This window comes from Ensifer sp. Root423, assembly GCF_001426275.1.
Taxonomy (GTDB): domain Bacteria; phylum Pseudomonadota; class Alphaproteobacteria; order Rhizobiales; family Rhizobiaceae; genus Ensifer; species Ensifer adhaerens.
Map to the genome: position 1 here is coordinate 83,324 of NZ_LMEG01000043.1, position 14,584 is coordinate 97,907.

Consider the following 14,584-nt stretch of genomic DNA (forward strand, 5'->3'; position numbering starts at 1 on the left):
GGCACCTCGTTCGTCCAGAAACCAGACCCCGGCCGTTTCGGCCATCTCTCTGTCTGGAACCATCATGTCATATTCGAATACGACCGGCCGCCGCCGCCAATCCGGAATTCTCAACCTGCTGATGGCAGGCACCGTGTTTGCCCTCACCACCACCATCGCTCTTGCGCAAGATGCGGTGCGGCATCACGTCGACGTACCTGCGGGCAAGCTGACGACGGCCGTCAATCGCCTGGCCTCACAGCTCAAGCTGCAGGTGGTGTTCGACAGCTCGGTCGCCTCTGGCGTCACCACGCCAGGCCTTTCCGGCGAGATGACGGCCGAAGAGGCGCTGGCGCGGTTGCTGAGCGGAACGGGCGTCCGCTATCGTTTCGTCGGCAGCTCGACGGTGAAACTGATGGGTGCGGTGGAAGCCGCGACGCCGGCAGACGGCGAAGGCACGAAGCTCGCGCCCATTGTCGCCCGCGGCGACGCCAAGGACGGTGACCGCGCGCCGAACATCGCGGTCCTTGATGCTGAGGACATCGAAAAGGCCCAGGCATCGAGCCTTCCGGAATTGCTGCAGAAGACGCCCGGCGTGTCGATGGGCGGTGGCGTGCGCATCGAAGGACAAACGCTCGCCATCCGCGGCTTTGCCCGGCAGTCTGACGTGCGGATCATCCTCGACGGCGCGCCGAAGAATTTCGAGAAGTACGACCAGGGCACAGTCTTCATCGAGCCCGAACTGCTCAAGCGCGTCGAGATCGAAAAGGGGGCGACATCGGTGCGCTACGGCAATGGCGGCTTCGGCGGCACGGTGCTGATGGAGACCAAGGACGCGGCTGACATGCTCAGGCCCGGCGAAGAATGGGGCGTCTGGGCCAAGTCCGGTTTCCAGAGTGCCAACAAGCAGTTTCTCGAAACCGGCGCGCTCTACGGAAAGTCGGATTTCGGCGGCCCCATCACCTATGATGGCCTTCTGGCCGGCACATGGCGCAAAAGCGACGACATGCGCGTCGGCGGCGGCGAGGTCTACAACTATTCCAACTCGAAGCTGACCACCCTGCTTGCCAATGTCGGTGCCGCATATGACGGCCACGAGATCAGGGGGACGGTCGCCTACGGCCAAAACGACAATTGGGGACCCGTGGCCGCCATCCGCGGCCAGTCGGCGCCGTCGGACTACAACATCACCCGCTACGGCTACAAGGAAGCGATGCGCCGGCTTCTCACCTGGCGTGAAATCGAGGATTTCACCTCGACGCTTACCTATAGCTATACGGGCGACAGCGACCTGGTGAATTACCGCATGATGGGGAGCTTCTCGTCGACCGGCCAGCATGCGAAGCGGCCCGACATTCCGGGGCTCAACCCCAGCGCATCCGTCGGCGGCTACGAAAACGATGCCACCTACACCGACATCAAGTTCGAAGCGGAGAATACCTCCAACTTCACGCTCGGCGGACTGTCGCACAGCCTGAACTATGGCATTCAGTACCTGGATCATGACCGGGACATCTGGATGTATGACATCGCCAACCGCACCCAGGCGCAGTACAACTACGGCTCCTACGCCCCCTGGTTCATGCCCGAGGGCTCGCAGAAGACCTTTGCCGCTTTCGTTCGCGATCGGATCGAACTGACGGACACGTTTGCCGTGACGCCGGGCCTGCGCTACGACCATGTGCGCTCGAAGGGCGTGCCGAACGAGGCGCCGCGGTTCAACAATCCGCTGGCCGGGCACGACTATTCAGCCGTGTCGCACCAGGGTGTGACGCCGGCGATCAGCCTGTCATGGGAAGCCACGCCGTCGGTGCGGTTCTTTGCCGACTGGGCCTATGCGATGCGGGTGCCCAACATTGACGAAATCTATTCGACCCAGAGCGTGCTTACCAAGGCTTCCGGCACCAGCCGTGATCTGGAGGTCGAGCGTAACAGCACCTTCAACATTGGTGTCGACTTGAGCTTCAACGACGTGCTGACGACCGACGACATGCTGTCGACGCGTATTTCGGTCTACAACAACCACGTCTCCAATCCGGTAACGCGCCGGTTCGGCACGGCCAACCTCGCCGACGTTACCGGCAACGTGCCATTTTACTGGAACACGCCGTCCTACGATATCCGCGGCATCGAGTGGCAGGCGCACTACGAGACCGAGCGTATGTTCGCCGATCTCGGCGTGTCCTGGATGACCGGCGAGCGGACCGGCGCCGTCAACAACGTCTGGGGACCGGACACCTATATCAACGATCTGGCGCCCCTGACCGTGATCGCGACGGCCGGGATCAAGGTACCGGATCAGGACCTCGCCTTCGGCTGGACAGGCACCTTCGTCGACGACCAGAACCGCACGCCCTACAATCAGGGCGGACAGACCTACGCGCGCCCGCCGAGTGCCGGCTATGCGGTGCACGGCCTCTTCCTCGACTGGACGCCGACATCGGGCTTCATGGAGGGTGGCGAAGTGCATCTCGCCGTCGACAATATCTTCGACAAATACTACGAGCCCTATCTCAGCGACGGGATCTCGGCGATGCCCGGCCGCAACTTCAAGATCGCGATCAGCCGCAAGTTCTGAGCGGAACATGGACCCGGCCGGCCGGAATGCGGGCCGGCCGAATGTCCTCCTACGCGCCTCCGCGCAGCAGTGGCGCTTGATTGCGGTGCTCCACCCGCCTCTGTCTGTAAAGTTGCGTATAATAGGTTGCGAGCTTGCCAATCCTTGCTTGACAGCCGTCGATTGCCCGTATCTTAATCATGCTCTCAGATTGAGCATGATCAATCCATTCACATGACCTCGATGGTCGACGGGCAGTTTCGCCCCATGATGCCCCCATCTTCGATGGGCCCGGCGTCGTGGGGTTTTTGGTTTTTGGCGGGTACATGAGCGGCGCGGTAAAGATCGGCATCCTCTATTCGACGACCGGGCCCTACGGGACGATGGGCCGCGACTGTCGCGACGGCGCGGAACTGGCGATCGAGGAGATTGCGGCAAGCCATCCCGGCCGGATCGAGCCTGTTTTCATCGATCCGGAAGCCAATATCGACCGTTATCTCGAAGGCGCCAGATCGCTGCTGCGCGACCACGGATGCCGCCACATCATCGGCACCATCACGTCGCTCGCTCGCAAGGAGGTCATTCCGCTTGTCGAAAAGCACGACGGCCTGCTCTGGTACATGTGCCCCTATGAGGGCTTCGAGGCAAACGACAACGTGATCTATACGGGCGGCTGCCCGAACCAGCATTTGCTGCCCTTGCTCGACTATCTGCTGCCGCGTTTCGGCAACCGGCCCTATCTGATCGGCGCAAACTATGTCTGGGGCTGGGAAATGAACCGCCTGGCGCGTGAGCTGGTGGAGGAAGCCGGCGGCGCAATCCTCGGCGAGCGTTACCTGCCGCTCGAGGAAACCGCGGTCGAGCGGATCGTCGCCGAAATCGAGCAGCGCCGGCCGAGTTTCATCCTCAACAATCTCGTCGGTCCTTCCAGCTACGCCTTTCACGCGGCGATCCGGGCGCTCGCCGTGCGCGATCCGGGGTTCCGACCGGAAAACTGCCCGGTCGTCAGCTGCGACCTTCAGGAGTGCGAGTTGACGGATATCGGCCTCGGGGTCGCGACCGGCCAGCTCTGTGCCGCTTCCTATTTCGACACGGTGGTTTCGCCCGACAATGCGGCCTTCAAGCTGCGCGTTGCCAGTCGCTTCGGCCCCGGGCGACGCATCTCCAGCCTGTTTGCCAGCGCCTATGCCTCCGTCAAGCTTTGCGCCGAGGCGATCATCGAGGCGGGCGTCGACGATCCCTTGACGATCACGCAGCTTGTTTCGGCAGCGGCGCATCAGAGTGTGCTCGGCCCGCTCAGGATCGATCCGCAGACCCACCATGCGGCGTTGCCGTTCCATCTCGGCCGCATCAGCGACGACGGAGGCTTCGACATCGTCACATCGCTGCCGTCAATTGCCGCCGACCCCTATCTGACCGGCCAGCGCAAGCGCAAGGCGCCCCAATTGCGGATCGTCTCATGAGGGAAACACCGAACTTCACCGGCTGGCGTGCGGCAATCCTGCACCGCGAAGACCAGACGACGGAGCGGCTCGTGCGACAGCTCAAGCTCTTCGGCTTCGACGTCACCGTACAATGGCAGCCGCTCGATGCGCGCGACCTGCCCGATATCATCCTCGTCGACGCTGACCAGGGCTGGAGCGGGCTCTTGCCCTGGAAGGACGAGCAGGCGCCACGGCCGCTGATCGCCTTGCTCGGCTCGGAAGCACCGGGCCGGGTCGCCTGGGCGATGGGGCAGGGGGTTGCGGCGATCATCGCCAAGCCGGTCGCGTCCTCGGCGGTCTACCCGGCCCTGGTGTTGGCGGTTGGGATCCACGAGGAGCGCCGCGCCGTCGCCGACAAGATCGCCCATCTCGAAGAACGGGTGCGCATGCGCCCGCTCGTTCATGCCGCCGTGCAGAAGATCGGTCAGGCCTGCCATGTCAACGAAGAACAAGCCTATGGAATCCTGCGCAATTGCGCGATGAAAAAGCGCCTGTCGATGGAGCAGATCGCCGGTTCCATCCTCGGCGGTGCCGAGCCCCTGCCGGAGGCCGGTTGATGCAGGTTTTGAAATCCATGTTCAGGCAGCCGGCGGCGCTGTTCGGTCTCGTCGTCGTTGCACTGGTCGTCATGCTCGCTTTGGCCGCTCCGCTGGTTGCCCCCTATAGCCCGGACGAACAGATGTTCGACGGGCTGACGCTCGAAGGAGCGCCGTTGCCGCCGAGTGCTCAGTTCCTGCTCGGTACCGATACGCTCGGCCGCGACCTCTTTTCGCGCCTGCTCTATGGCGCCCGAACTTCGCTCGTCATCGGCCTCGTCGCCAATGGCGTTGCCGTCTCGATCGGGCTCATGATCGGCATTCTCTCGGGCTACATGCGGGGCCTTATCGGCAACGCACTGATGCGCTTCACCGATCTGATGATGGCCTTTCCGGCGCTTCTGCTGGCGATCGTGCTTGCCGCACTGCTGCGCCCAAGCCTCTGGATCGTCGCCATGGTGATCGCGCTCGTCAACTGGGTCCAGGTCGCCCGCATCGTCTATACCGAGACCCGTGGCTTGGTTGAACGCGACTTCATCCTCGCCGAGCGCTCACTCGGCGCCGGCCACGGGCGCATCCTGTTTCACCACATCCTGCCGCATCTGGTGCCGACGGCGATCGTCTGGGGCACGCTCGGCATCGCAACCACGGTGCTGCTCGAAGCGACGCTCTCATTCCTCGGCATCGGCGTCCAGCCGCCGACACCCTCCTGGGGTAACATCATCTTCGAGAGCCAGAGCTATTTCCAGGCCGCGCCCTGGCTGGTGTTCATCCCCGGCGCCGTCATCCTTTTGACCGCGCTCTCCTTCAATCTGGTCGGCGATGCGCTCCGCGATATCCTCGACCCGACGCAACGCGGGAGGGGCTGAGATGGCATTCCTTCTGCTGCGCCGTCTCGTGCAGACCGCGCTCATCCTGCTCGGCGTTGCCGCCATCACCTTCCTGTTGCTCTATGCGCTTCCCGCCGACCCGGCGCGCATGATCGCCGGGCGCAGCGCAACGGCGCAGACGGTCGCCAACATTCGTCGGGAACTCGGGCTCGACCAGCCGCTGCTCGTTCAGTTCTGGAGCTATCTCCAGGGGCTGGTGCAGGGCGATCTCGGTCGCTCCTACGCGCAGAAGACCGATGTCGGTACCTTGATCGCGGCGCGCCTGCCGGCAACGCTGATCCTGATGGCGGCCGGAATTTTCGTCGAAGTCCTGCTCGGCGTGTTTCTCGGTGTCGTCGCGGCCATCCGGCGCGGCGGTTTCGTCGATCGGCTCGTGATGATGGCATCCTTCGTCGGCGTCTCGGCACCGCAATTCGTTGCGGCCCTTTTGCTGCTCTATGTCTTCGCGGTCACGCTCGCCTGGTTCCCGATGAGCGGCTTCGGCAGCTTCGCCCATGTGGTCCTGCCGGCGCTGACGCTCGGCATCCTCGGTGCCGGCTGGTATGCGCGCATGGTGCGCTCGGCGATGATCGACGTCTTGAACCAGGATTATGTGCGCACCGCACGTGCCAAGGGCCTGTCCTCGTTCCGCATCATCTTCCGCCATGCGCTGCCGAACGCGCTTCTACCCGTCATCGCCATGATCGGCATCGATATCGGCCAATTCATGAGTGGGGTCGTTGTCGTCGAGGCCGTCTATGGCTGGCCAGGCATCGGCCAGCTCGCCTGGCAGGCGATCCAGCAGGTCGACATTCCGATCATCATGGGGGTGACGCTCGTCTCGGCGCTCGCGATCGTGCTTGGCAACCTCCTTGCCGACCTCGTCGCGCCGCTCATCGATCCGCGCATCCGCGCCCGCTAATCCGAAACCAACCAAAAAGGGGAACAACAATGTTCAAAAGCTGGCTTCGAACTTCAACCGTCGCTGCGGCACTGCTCGCAGCACCGCTCTCGGCCCTTGCACAGGATGCGCCGAAACAGGGCGGAGATATCGTCATCACCTACAAGGACGATATCGCCACGCTCGATCCCGCCATCGGCTACGACTGGGTCAACTGGTCGATGATCAAGAGCCTGTTCTCGCGCCTGATGGACTACAAGCCGGGTACCACCGAGCTGGTGCCGTCGCTCGCCGAAACCTTCGACGTCGCGCCGGATGGCCTGACCTATACGTTCAAGCTGCGCAAGGGCGTGAAATTCACCAACGGCCGCGAGATCGTCGCCTCGGACGTGAAGTATTCGATCGAACGGGCGGTCGACCCGAAGACGCAGGGGCCGGGCGCCGGTTTCTTCGGCGCGATCAAGGGCTTCGACGATCTCTCGGGCGGCAAGGCGGCGACGCTTGAAGGCATTGAGGCGCCGGATGATGCGACTGTCGTCTTCCACCTGTCGCGCCCGGACGCAACCTTCCTGCACGTGCTCGCCGTCAACTTCGCCTCGGTCGTGCCAAAGGAAGCGGTCGAGGCTGCCGCCGGCGACTTCGGCAAGAAGCCGGTCGGCTCCGGCACCTTCGTCCTTAGGGACTGGACCGTCGGTCAGAGCCTGACCTTCGAGCGCAACCCCGACTATTTCGTCAAGGACATGCCGCATATCGACAAGTTCACGGTCGAGGTCGGCCAGGAGCCGCTGGTGGCGCTGCTGCGACTGCAGAAGGGGGAGGTCGATATTGCCGGGGACGGTATTCCGCCGGCAAAATTCCTCGAAATCAAGAATTCGCCTGAAGGCGCCGAGATTATCGTCGATGGACAGCAGCTCCATACCGGCTATGTCACGCTCAACACCAAGGTGAAGCCCTTCGACGACGTAAAGGTTCGTCAGGCCGTCAATATGGCGATCAACAAGGAGCGTATCACCCGCATCCTCAATGGTCGCGCGACGCCCGCCAACCAGCCGCTGCCGCCGCTGATGCCGGGTTACGACAAGGCGTTCACCGGTTATGACTATGACGTCGAGAAGGCGAAGGCCCTGCTCGCCGAGGCCGGACATGGCGATGGCTTCGAGACGGTGCTCTATTCGACCAACACCGACCCGCAGCCGCGCATCGCCCAGGCGATCCAGCAGGATCTGGCCGCCATCGGCATCAAGGCGGAGGTGCGGGCGCTGGCCCAGGCCAACGTCATTGCCGCCGGCGGCACCGAAGGCGAAGCGCCGATGATCTGGTCGGGTGGTATGGCCTGGATCGCCGACTTCCCGGACCCGTCGAACTTCTACGGCCCGATCCTCGGCTGCTCCGGTGCGGTCCAGGGCGGCTGGAACTGGTCGTGGTACTGCAACGAGGCACTCGACAAGCGCGCCGTTGCCGCCGATTCCATGTCCGATCCGGCAAAGGCGGCCGAGCGTCAGGCGGAATGGGGCAAGATCTTCACCGACATTATGGCCGATGCGCCGTGGGTGCCTGTCACCAACGAGCGCCGCGTCGTTGCCAAGTCGCCGCGCATGGGCGGCGAGGGCGAGATCTACGTCGATCCGACCCGGGTCATCAACTACGACGCGATCTTCGTGAAGCAATAAGCGTCAGGCTCTCCGGAGGTCGTCTTCGGGGAGCCTCTTCATGAGTTTGGGAGAGATTTCATGTGCGTTGCCTGCACACACACCATCCATCGCGCCAAGCATCATTTCGGCTGGAACCGCGACTTCGAGCCGACGCTGATCGCCAAGACCGGTGAGACCATCCATTTCGAATGCCTGGATTCTTCCGGCGGGCAGCTCGGCGCTGGCTCGACGCTCGACACATTGGCCTCGCTCGATTTCGAGAAGATCAATCCGGTGACGGGGCCTGTTTATGTCGAAGGTGCTGCGCCCGGCGACGCGCTGAAGGTGACGATCCGCCGCTTCGTGCCCTCGGGCGTTGGCTGGACGGCCAACATTCCGGGCTTCGGCCTGCTCGCCGATCAGTTCACCGATCCGGCGCTGCACATGTGGTCCTATGATGCGAATACCATGGCGCCGGCGCTCTATGGACCGGGCGGCCGCGTGCCGTTGAAGCCCTTCGCCGGCACGATCGGCGTCGCGCCGGCCGAACCGGGCCTGCATTCGGTGGTGCCGCCGCGCCGGGTCGGCGGCAATCTCGACATTCGCGATCTCACATCGGGCGTCACCCTCTATCTGCCGGTCGAGGTGGAGGGCGCGCTGTTTTCCATCGGCGACACCCACGCAGCCCAGGGCGACGGCGAGGTCTGTGGCACCGCGATCGAGAGCCAGATGGAGGTCGAAGCCACGATCGAGCTCGTCAAGGATGCCCGTCTCGCCAGCCCGCGGTTCACTACGCCGGGTCCGGTGACTCGTCATCTGGATGCTGCCGGTTACGAGGTGACGACCGGCATCGGCCCGGATCTGATGACCGGCGCGCGCGAAAGCCTGATGCGCATGATCGACCTGCTTGGCGCCGAACACGGCTTGAGTCCGGTCGATGCCTATCTGCTCTGCTCGGTCTGCGGCGACCTCCGCATCAGCGAGATCGTCGACGCTCCGAACTGGGTCGTTTCCTTCTACTTCCCGAGGATCGTCTTTTCGTGACAACGGCAGCACCCGTGCTCGGCATCGATGGCCTCTGCGTCGATGCGTTGACGCCGCAAGGGCCGCGAAGGGTCCTTGATGCCGTCAGCTTCAACCTCATGAGCGGCGAAACGCTGTGCATTGCCGGCGAGAGCGGCTCGGGCAAATCCGTGACTTCGCTTGCTGTCATGGGGCTCCTGCCGAAAGCCTCGCTGCGGATCGCCTCCGGCAGCATCAAGCTCGAAGGGCGCGAACTCTCGAAGCTCTCCAACAGTGCGATGCGCAGCGTGCGCGGCGGCGATGTCGCGATGGTCTTTCAGGAGCCAATGACATCGCTCAATCCCGTGATGTCGATCGGCGAGCAACTGACCGAGGCCATTCGCGAACATCAGGGTTCCGAGGGGGGAACGGCGAGTGCCGTCGCCCTGCGCATGCTGGATGCGGTGCACATCACCGAGGCGGCGCGGCGCATGACGCAATATCCGCACGAGCTTTCCGGCGGGATGCGGCAGCGCGTGATGATCGCGATGGCACTCTCGTGTCGGCCCAAGGTGCTGATCGCCGACGAGCCGACGACGGCGCTCGACGTTACCGTGCAGGCGCAGATCCTGACGCTGATGAAAGAGCTGAAGCGGGAGTTCGGCGCCTCGATCGTGCTGATCACCCACGACATGGGCGTGGTCGCGCAGATGGCGGACCGCGTGGTCATCATGCAGCAGGGCCGCATCGTCGAGCAGGGCGACGTACTGCCGATCTTCCGCTCGCCGCGCGAGCGCTACACGCAGGAGTTATTGGCGGCCGTGCCGAGGCTGGGCGCGCATGCCGGCACCGACGGCCCGCCGCGCATCGCCGCAACGGCTGCGGCATCCGTCTCGCGGGCGGCGAGCCCGGTCCTGTCCGTGCGTGACCTCGCTGTCCACTACGGAAAAAAGCCCAGCGGACTGTTGGGCGGAAAGAAGCTGGCCGCCGCCGTCAGCGACGTTTCCTTCGACATCTTCCCCGGTGAGACGCTGGGGCTCGTCGGCGAAAGCGGATCGGGCAAGTCGACCACCGGCAAGGCGGTGCTCGGCCTCATTCCATTCGATGGCGATGTGGCGATCGACGGCCAGCAGATCGGCGCGCTGTCGCAACGCCAGATGCGGCCCGTGCGCCGCTCCGCGCAGATGATCTTTCAGGATCCCTATGCCTCGCTCGACCCGCGCATGGCGGTCGGGGCGGCGATCGCCGAGCCGCTGCTCATCCATGGCATCGGCAATCGCAGCGAACGCACGGATCGCGTCGCCGATCTGTTGCGCCGTGTCGGGCTTGGGCCCGATGCTGCCAGCCGCTATCCGCACGAGTTCTCCGGGGGACAGCGGCAGCGCATCTGCATTGCCCGCGCGCTGGCGGTCAATCCGAAGCTTATTGTCGCGGATGAAAGCGTGGCCGCGCTCGACGTGTCAGTGCGGGCACGCGTGCTTGATCTGATGCTCGAACTGCAGGAGACGATGGGTCTTGCCTATCTCTTCGTCTCGCACGACATGGCTGTGATCGAGCGGATGTCGCACCATGTCGCCGTCATGCGCGGCGGCCGCATCGTCGAGATGGGGACGCGCCGCGCCGTGTTCGAGGATCCGCAGGACGCCTACACCCGGGCGCTGATGGCCGCGGTGCCGCTGCCGGACCCACCGATGCGGAAAAGCGCTTAGAGCGAGACGACAACACGGGTGCGGTCTCCGCCCGCATCCCCTCTGTTGAAACAATCCCGATCGCTCACGGCGCGAGGGCTTGCGACAATACGATGCGAGCCGAGAGGCCGCCGGTCGGTCGGTTGCGCAGTTCGAGTTCGGCGCCGGTTCGGTCAAGCGCACGCTCGACGATGCTGAGGCCGAGCCCGCTGCCGGCCGCCGCCTTGAACCGGCCGCGGAAGAAGCGCTCGGTCACGCGCGGCATTTCCTCCTCGGGGATGCCAGGCCCCTCGTCGTTGATCGCGATTGCCAGATGCTGGCCCCGTATCTCGGCGTGGCAAGAGACCGTTGCGCCCGGTGGCGAATGGTTGATGGCGTTTTCGAGCAGGTTGCGCGCCGCGAGCCGGAAGAGGTCCGGATCCATATTGATCCTGAGACCGGACATCGCCCCGTCGACGACAACATCGACGCGACGCGCCTGGCCGGCGAGTTCGGTGCGAAGACTTGTCAGCATCTCGCCGACATCAAAACCGGCCGCCGGCCTGCCGCTCTCGGTGGCTTCGACCGAGGCGATATCGAGCAGTTGCCGCACCAGCTTGCCGGTCCGGTCGACACCGGCGACGATCTGGCCGAGCGCCTTCTCGCGGATTTCGCCGTCGTCGCTGGCGAGCGCCACCTGCGCCTGCGTCTTGAGGCCCGCCAGCGGCGTACGCAACTCGTGGGCGGCAAACGCGATGAAATTCTGCTCGCGCTCGCGGGCGCCGGCGACACGGGCAAAAAGGCCGTTCAGCGACTTCAAGACCGGGCTGATCTCGCGCGTCGTGCCGGTGTCCTCGATCGCGTGCAGGTCGGAGGCTTCACGCGCGGCAAGGTCGCCGGCAAGCTTGCGCAGCGGCGCGAGGCCCCGCCCGACGCAGAGCCAGATCAGCACGGCCAGAAGCGGAATGATCAGCAGCGCCGGCAGCAACAGCCCCTTGACCAGGTCGTTGACCAGCCGGTCGCGGATGCGCAGGTTGTCACCGACGAGAACGCGCACGCCGAGGCTCGCATTCTCCACCGCAAAGACACGCCAGGTCTCGCCGTTGATGACGGTTTCGGAAAAGCCCATGGCGTGGGGCGCAAGCGTTGTATCGGGCGCGCTGTCCGACTTGCCGATCAGAGTTCCGTCCAGCGACCAGATCTGGCAGGAGAGCTGCCGGTCGTAATGCGGGTGCTCCAGCAGCGGGATCCTGATCGCGCTCTGCGCCGGGCGGTTGGCATGGGTGTCGCCTTCCTCCTTCATCATGTCTGGGCTGACGATCAGCGAATTCACCATGCGCGCCGCCTCCATCAGCCGCGCGTCGAGCACGCGCTCGACTTCGGCGCGGGTGCTGAGGAAGATCCAGACGGTGGCCGATAGCCACAGGAGCCCCGTCGTAATCAGGAGGATGGCGAAAAGCCGGGCGCGCAGCGATTGCATCAGCCGGCTCCGCCCAGCCGGTAGCCGATGCCCCGGATGGTTTCGATCAGTCCCGGGCCGAGCTTGTTGCGCAGATGGTGGATGTGCACCTCCACGGCGTTGCTCTCGATTTCCTCCTGCCAGCCGTAGAGTTTGTCTTCCAGCTTGGTCTTGGAGAAGATCACCCCCGGGTGCGACATCAGCGTATGCAGGATGGAATATTCGCGCCGCGAGAGTTGCACCGGCTTGCCCGCCTGTTCCACCGATTGCCTGGCCGGATCGAGCCTGAGCGTTGACCATTCCAGCGCGGCGCTCGCCCGGCCGCTGGAGCGTCGCGCCAGCGCCCGAAGCCTGGCGGCGACCTCGTCGAGGTCGAAGGGTTTGCCGAGATAGTCGTCGGCGCCAGTGTCGAGGCCGGCGACGCGATCGCGCACGGTGTCGCGTGCGGTCAACAGCAGCACCGGAATGTCGCTCTGCTTGGCGCGCAGGTCCCGCAGAATGTCGAGACCGGAGCCGTCGGGCAGCATCAGGTCGAGCACGACCGCGTCGAAGCCGTTGGCGGCAAGCGCCGTCGCGGCCGCATCGCAGGTGCCGACGGCATCGGTGGTGAAGCCCGCCAGCGCCAGGCCGACCTTCAGGCCGTCTCTAAGGATATCGTCGTCTTCGACGATCAGGACTCGCATCGCTACTCCTAACATTTCTGAGAGCGCGATCCTTTAATCGCTCCCTTAAGGCAGCCTTAAGGTAGGACTTCCCTCTGAGGCGGCATTGCAACAATCGAATCGTTGAATGCCCGATATGACCGAAGCACACGAGCCTTCTTCCTCCACGGCCGATCACAAGACCGGCATCACGCTGACCCGCCGCAGCCTTGTCATCGGCGCGGCCTCGCTGTTCGTCACCGGCTGCGCGACCGCCCGCCCGACGCCGGCGGTGGTGCCGGCAGCCGTCACGCCCGTCCGCCCCTCAGCCGGCCGGCCGGTGCCGCCGATGTACTATGCGATGCCCGACGAGCAGTTTCCGATCCCCGAGGTGAAGATCGCCGAGGTCGATCCGAAGTTCTGGCGGCAGGAGGTGGATTATCCGACCAGTGAGCGGCCCGGCACGCTGATCGTCGATACGCCCGCGAAATACCTCTATCACGTGCTGCCGGGCGGGCGGGCGATGCGCTACGGCATCGGCGTCGGGCGCGAGGGCTTTGCCTGGTCGGGCCGGGCGATCGTCGCCTACAAGCGCAAATGGCCGCGCTGGACGCCGCCCGACGAGATGGTCGCGCGTCAGCCGAAACTCCAGCCCTACAGTATCGCCAATGGCGGCATGCCGCCGGGCATCAAGAACCCGCTCGGCGCCCGCGCGCTCTATATCCATAAGGACGGCAAGGACACGCTCTACCGCATCCATGGCAGTCCCGAGGCATTTTCGATCGGCAAGGCGGTCTCTTCCGGCTGCATTCGCCTGCTCAATCAGGATGTCGTCTACCTCCATGATCAGGTCCGCGACGGCAGCACCATCGTCGTCATTCCGGATCCGACCAAGGGCGACATGGCGATCGGTTAGGTGAGGGCAGGCAGCGAGCGCGGGAATTCTGCAACACTTCGAAAACGAGTACCGCCTCGCGCAAGCGATCCACGCCAAAGAAAGATTTTCACCACATTTCGGTCACGGTTCGGCCCAACAGGCTTGGGCCTTCCCTCGGACCTCCCAACCGAAATCTCCAACCCTGGAATTGAATACAGTGTCGATGAATTTGTCCCGCCGGTCGCTGCTCGCGGTGATCGCCAGCTCTGTTTTGAGCGCCTGCACGCAGATCCCGAAACCCGAACCGAAACCGAAGCTGATCGAGCCGATCGGCGGTGATGGCGGCTCGCCGGAAAAGGCGGCGGATGCGGCGGGCGTGCCGACGAAGACCTTCGACTATGCCAGAATCTACGCGCCGGTGAAGGACGAAGGCTACGACGTCCCGGGCATCCAGCACACCGAGATCAAGCCGCAGTTCCTGCGCCAGGAAGTGGCCTATGCCACCAACGAGCCGCCCCATTCGATCGTCGTCGATACCCAGACGATGTTCCTCTACTACGTCCTGCCCGGCGGCCGCGCCATCCGTTACGGCGTCGGTCTTGGTGCAGCCGGCCGCGCCTGGAAGGGGCGTGCCGTGGTGCAGTGGAAGCGCAAGTGGCCGCGCTGGACGGTGCCCGACGACATGGTCGCACGCCAGCCGCACCTCAAGAAATACGGCATCGATGCCGGCGGCATGGATCCGGGCCTCGACAATCCGCTCGGCGCCCGCGCCATGTATATCTTCCAGGACGGCCAGGATACGCTTTACCGCATCCACGGCTCGCCGCAGTGGCGCTCGATCGGCAAGAATGCGTCGGCGGGCTGCGTGCGGATGCTGCAGCAGGACGCGATCGATCTCTATGATCGCGTCAGAGGCAAGACGCCGCTGCTCGTCCTGTGATGGGCGACAATCTGGTAATTTCTGCGCCCTTGCCGGACGGA

The 14,584-nt window shown here is 64.4% G+C and carries 12 protein-coding genes; 10 read left to right on the forward strand and 2 right to left on the reverse strand.

Translation table 11 applies throughout. The features are described from left to right. Window positions 1-64: 64 nt before the first annotated feature. The 8 genes from ASD01_RS25735 (at window position 65) to ASD01_RS25770 (ending at window position 10,668) form a co-directional block, all read left to right on the forward strand. Window positions 65-2,557 carry a TonB-dependent receptor gene (locus tag ASD01_RS25735; RefSeq protein ID WP_181432588.1) on the forward strand — a complete coding sequence of 831 codons (2,493 nt, stop codon included), beginning with the start codon at window positions 65-67 and terminating at the stop codon, window positions 2,555-2,557. 305 nt (window positions 2,558-2,862) lie between these two features. Then, window positions 2,863-3,999, forward strand: a complete 1,137-nt coding sequence (locus tag ASD01_RS25740) for a transporter substrate-binding protein (protein WP_060644578.1) — start codon at window positions 2,863-2,865, stop codon at window positions 3,997-3,999. Next, window positions 3,996-4,577 (forward strand): ANTAR domain-containing response regulator, encoded by a 582-nt coding sequence (locus ASD01_RS25745; protein WP_060530382.1) that lies wholly within the window; start codon window positions 3,996-3,998, stop codon window positions 4,575-4,577. The genes ASD01_RS25740 and ASD01_RS25745 overlap by 4 nt, the downstream gene beginning before the upstream one ends. Continuing rightward, window positions 4,577-5,425, forward strand: a complete 849-nt coding sequence (locus tag ASD01_RS25750; protein ID WP_060644580.1) for an ABC transporter permease — start codon at window positions 4,577-4,579, stop codon at window positions 5,423-5,425. Before ASD01_RS25745 ends, ASD01_RS25750 begins: the two co-directional genes overlap by 1 nt. A gap of 1 nt (window position 5,426) precedes the next feature. Beyond that, window positions 5,427-6,347 (forward strand): ABC transporter permease, encoded by a 921-nt coding sequence (locus ASD01_RS25755; RefSeq protein ID WP_034805440.1) that lies wholly within the window; start codon window positions 5,427-5,429, stop codon window positions 6,345-6,347. A 29-nt stretch (window positions 6,348-6,376) separates the two neighbouring features. Next, window positions 6,377-7,996 carry an ABC transporter substrate-binding protein gene (locus ASD01_RS25760; RefSeq protein WP_034805443.1) on the forward strand — a complete coding sequence of 540 codons (1,620 nt, stop codon included), beginning with the start codon at window positions 6,377-6,379 and terminating at the stop codon, window positions 7,994-7,996. A gap of 60 nt (window positions 7,997-8,056) precedes the next feature. After that, complete coding sequence (locus tag ASD01_RS25765; RefSeq protein ID WP_060644582.1) at window positions 8,057-9,001, forward strand: acetamidase/formamidase family protein; 945 nt, start codon at window positions 8,057-8,059, stop codon at window positions 8,999-9,001. Next, window positions 8,998-10,668, forward strand: a complete 1,671-nt coding sequence (locus tag ASD01_RS25770; protein ID WP_060644584.1) for an ABC transporter ATP-binding protein — start codon at window positions 8,998-9,000, stop codon at window positions 10,666-10,668. The genes ASD01_RS25765 and ASD01_RS25770 overlap by 4 nt, the downstream gene beginning before the upstream one ends. Window positions 10,669-10,732: 64 nt before the next feature. Here ASD01_RS25770 and ASD01_RS25775 read toward each other — a convergent pair whose 3' ends face one another. After that, window positions 10,733-12,106 carry an ATP-binding protein gene (locus ASD01_RS25775; protein ID WP_060644587.1) on the reverse strand — a complete coding sequence of 458 codons (1,374 nt, stop codon included), beginning with the start codon at window positions 12,104-12,106 and terminating at the stop codon, window positions 10,733-10,735. Beyond that, entirely contained in the window at window positions 12,106-12,768 is a 663-nt protein-coding gene (locus tag ASD01_RS25780; protein ID WP_060644589.1) for a response regulator, read from the reverse strand. The genes ASD01_RS25775 and ASD01_RS25780 overlap by 1 nt, the downstream gene beginning before the upstream one ends. Before the next feature lie 115 nt (window positions 12,769-12,883). Here ASD01_RS25780 and ASD01_RS25785 point away from each other — a divergent pair, with 115 nt between their 5' ends. Then, window positions 12,884-13,642: a L,D-transpeptidase gene (locus tag ASD01_RS25785; RefSeq protein ID WP_060644591.1), complete on the forward strand. Its 759-nt coding sequence runs from the start codon at window positions 12,884-12,886 to the stop codon at window positions 13,640-13,642. A gap of 184 nt (window positions 13,643-13,826) precedes the next feature. Then, window positions 13,827-14,543, forward strand: coding sequence for a L,D-transpeptidase (locus ASD01_RS25790; RefSeq protein WP_060581073.1), 717 nt, complete (start codon window positions 13,827-13,829; stop codon window positions 14,541-14,543). The last annotated feature ends 41 nt before the right edge of the window (window positions 14,544-14,584 follow it).

What these genes read in the sequence shown, in the direction of transcription:
- ASD01_RS25735 (WP_181432588.1), top strand. Translation starts at nt 65, where the DNA reads ATGTCATATTCGAATACGACCGGCCGCCGCCGCCAATCCGGAATTCTC.
- ASD01_RS25740 (WP_060644578.1), top strand. Translation starts at nt 2,863, where the DNA reads ATGAGCGGCGCGGTAAAGATCGGCATCCTCTATTCGACGACCGGGCCC.
- ASD01_RS25745 (WP_060530382.1), top strand. Translation starts at nt 3,996, where the DNA reads ATGAGGGAAACACCGAACTTCACCGGCTGGCGTGCGGCAATCCTGCAC.
- ASD01_RS25750 (WP_060644580.1), top strand. Translation starts at nt 4,577, where the DNA reads ATGCAGGTTTTGAAATCCATGTTCAGGCAGCCGGCGGCGCTGTTCGGT.
- ASD01_RS25755 (WP_034805440.1), top strand. Translation starts at nt 5,427, where the DNA reads ATGGCATTCCTTCTGCTGCGCCGTCTCGTGCAGACCGCGCTCATCCTG.
- ASD01_RS25760 (WP_034805443.1), top strand. Translation starts at nt 6,377, where the DNA reads ATGTTCAAAAGCTGGCTTCGAACTTCAACCGTCGCTGCGGCACTGCTC.
- ASD01_RS25765 (WP_060644582.1), top strand. Translation starts at nt 8,057, where the DNA reads ATGTGCGTTGCCTGCACACACACCATCCATCGCGCCAAGCATCATTTC.
- ASD01_RS25775 (WP_060644587.1), bottom strand. Translation starts at nt 12,106, where the DNA reads ATGCAATCGCTGCGCGCCCGGCTTTTCGCCATCCTCCTGATTACGACG.
- ASD01_RS25780 (WP_060644589.1), bottom strand. Translation starts at nt 12,768, where the DNA reads ATGCGAGTCCTGATCGTCGAAGACGACGATATCCTTAGAGACGGCCTG.
- ASD01_RS25785 (WP_060644591.1), top strand. Translation starts at nt 12,884, where the DNA reads ATGACCGAAGCACACGAGCCTTCTTCCTCCACGGCCGATCACAAGACC.
- ASD01_RS25790 (WP_060581073.1), top strand. Translation starts at nt 13,827, where the DNA reads ATGAATTTGTCCCGCCGGTCGCTGCTCGCGGTGATCGCCAGCTCTGTT.